General features: G+C 41.6%; 1 protein-coding gene and 1 pseudogene. Both read right to left on the bottom strand.

The window, feature by feature from the left end:
• A pseudogene (locus M4I42_RS16655) lies at positions 1 to 1,159 on the bottom strand (MFS transporter); the annotation flags it as partial.
• A gap of 65 nt (positions 1,160 to 1,224) precedes the next feature.
• Positions 1,225 to 2,004 (bottom strand): PhzF family phenazine biosynthesis protein, encoded by a 780-nt coding sequence (locus tag M4I42_RS16650; protein ID WP_268853163.1) that lies wholly within the window; start codon positions 2,002 to 2,004, stop codon positions 1,225 to 1,227.
• Positions 2,005 to 2,085 lie beyond the last annotated feature (81 nt).

The raw sequence follows: 2,085 nt of genomic DNA, 5'->3' as shown, positions 1-2,085 counted from the left end.
TAAGAATCGAACATTTGGTAAATAACCCCTGCACCGCTTGCGGCTACTGCAGAGCCTAATTGATGGGCAGCGAAAATCCAGCCGTAGACGACGACGCTTTTTTCGATTCCAAAAATTTGCCTTGAGATATTTACCGTTGGGGGACGGTCGCAATCCAGTCCAAACCATAAAAAATAGAAAAAATCACAAGCAGCACGACAGAACGTTCCGAAAGCGCAAACGGAAGAAGCAAGAGCGCAAGCCCTCTTAACCCGTAATACCAAAACAACAACCAGCGGTTATCAAACCGATCCGACAGCCAGCCAGAAAGCGTCGTTCCGACTAAATCAAACACGCCCATTAACGAAAGCATCGAAGCGGCTGTGACCGCCGTAAACCCAAACCCCATACAGTAGGAAATAAAATGGGTGCCGATTAAACCGCTACTTGAAAGCCCACAAATAAAAAAACTTCCGGCAAGCAACCAAAACTCTTTTACGCGTACCGCTTCTCCTAACGTTTGAAACGCAATAGCAATCGGATTTTTCTTTTCGCTTGTTTCGCTACCGCTCCAATCCTCTTTTAATCCGTACGGAAGAAGCCCGATTTCTTTTGGTGAGTTTTTCATGAAAAACAAAATGACCATCAACATAAGAAAAGCAAGGAGAAAAATGAGTCCCATCGCCCATTTCCACGAATATGTTTCGACAAGCATCGCCAATATAGGCAACAACACTAACTGTCCTGTCGCTGTGCTTGCGGTTAAAATGCCAAGCGCGAGCCCTCTTTTTTCGCCAAACCATTGATTCACTACATGAGAGCTTAATACAGTTAAAAACAAACTAGAACCTAAGCTAATAATTACTCCCCAAAGCAAAATCAACTGCCACGATGTTGTCATCCAAAAAGTAAACGACACTCCCACTAATAGCGTTGCCATCGCCAACCCCATCATTTTCTTTAGACCGATGACCTCTACTAGCGCTGCCATAAACGGACCAGATATCCCATATAGAAAAAGGCTAAGTGCAAACGCAAACGAAATCGTCGACCGTTCCCAACCAAAGTCCGTTTCGAACGGCACAATAAACACCCCTGACGAAGACCGAACAATACCAGCGATAAGAATCGAGAAAAAAGCGATGAATAACACAATCCAACTATAATGAATACGAGCCAATCTTTCTCCACCCCTGTTATTCGTCAATGAATTTCACTAAAAACAACGGTGTGTCACTACAAAGCTCACACTATATTTATATCCCCTATTAAGTAGAGTGCTGCTTTTCCAGCCATTTTTACTCGTGTGTCCTCGTACCTACAATAAAGTGTACCTCCTCTATTGGATAACTGCCTTGCTACCATTTCACGTTTCTTTAGTTTCTCTGCCCAAAATGGCACTAAACCGCAGTGGGCAGAACCACATACTGGATCCTCATTTACTTTTAACTTTGGGAAAAACGCTCTTGAAACAAAATCATAATCATTTCCTTTGGCAGTAACAATAACTCCAAGACCCTCTGGCAGCTGCTCTAGTTTTGAAAAGTTAGGACTTATATTTTTTACCGCTTCTTCTGATTCTAATACAAATAGCAAATCTCTATTCAGATAAGTTTCTATCGGCGTGGTTCCCAAAGCGTCAACCATTTGTTCGGTAAGAGGTATCTCCTTTGAAGGAACAGTCGGGAAATCCAGTTCATACAAATCGTCTCTTCGATTTACAGTAAGTACCCCACTCATCGTCTCGAATTGGACCGTTTCTAATTGTTTTTCAAAATAGTTCATAATGACAAAAGCCGTTGCTAATGTTGCATGACCACAAAGGTTAATTTCTCCTCCTGGTGTAAACCACCTAAGTTTGTAGTTTTCCGCGCCTTTTACTGCAAATGCCGTTTCGGAAAGATTATTTTCAATAGCAATCTTTTGCATCATATCATCATGGAGCCATTCCTTCATAATACAAACCCCAGCGGGATTTCCCTCAAACACTTTTTCAGCAAATGCATCAACCACATAATATTTCATCATTTTACCCCCTAGACTAATGAAATTGAACATAGCATGTGTTATACTTGATTAACCTTATATTAGTGGACTTATATAGTA

This window comes from Anoxybacillus sp. J5B_2022 (assembly GCF_026847645.1).
Lineage (GTDB): Bacteria > Bacillota > Bacilli > Bacillales > Anoxybacillaceae > Anoxybacteroides.
Note: the sequence above shows the minus strand (reverse complement) of the source record. Positions and strands in the feature narration are given on the sequence as shown.

Excerpts from the sequence above, each read along its gene's own strand:
- M4I42_RS16650 (WP_268853163.1), bottom strand. The coding sequence starts at position 2,004 with ATGAAATATTATGTGGTTGATGCATTTGCTGAAAAAGTGTTTGAGGGA.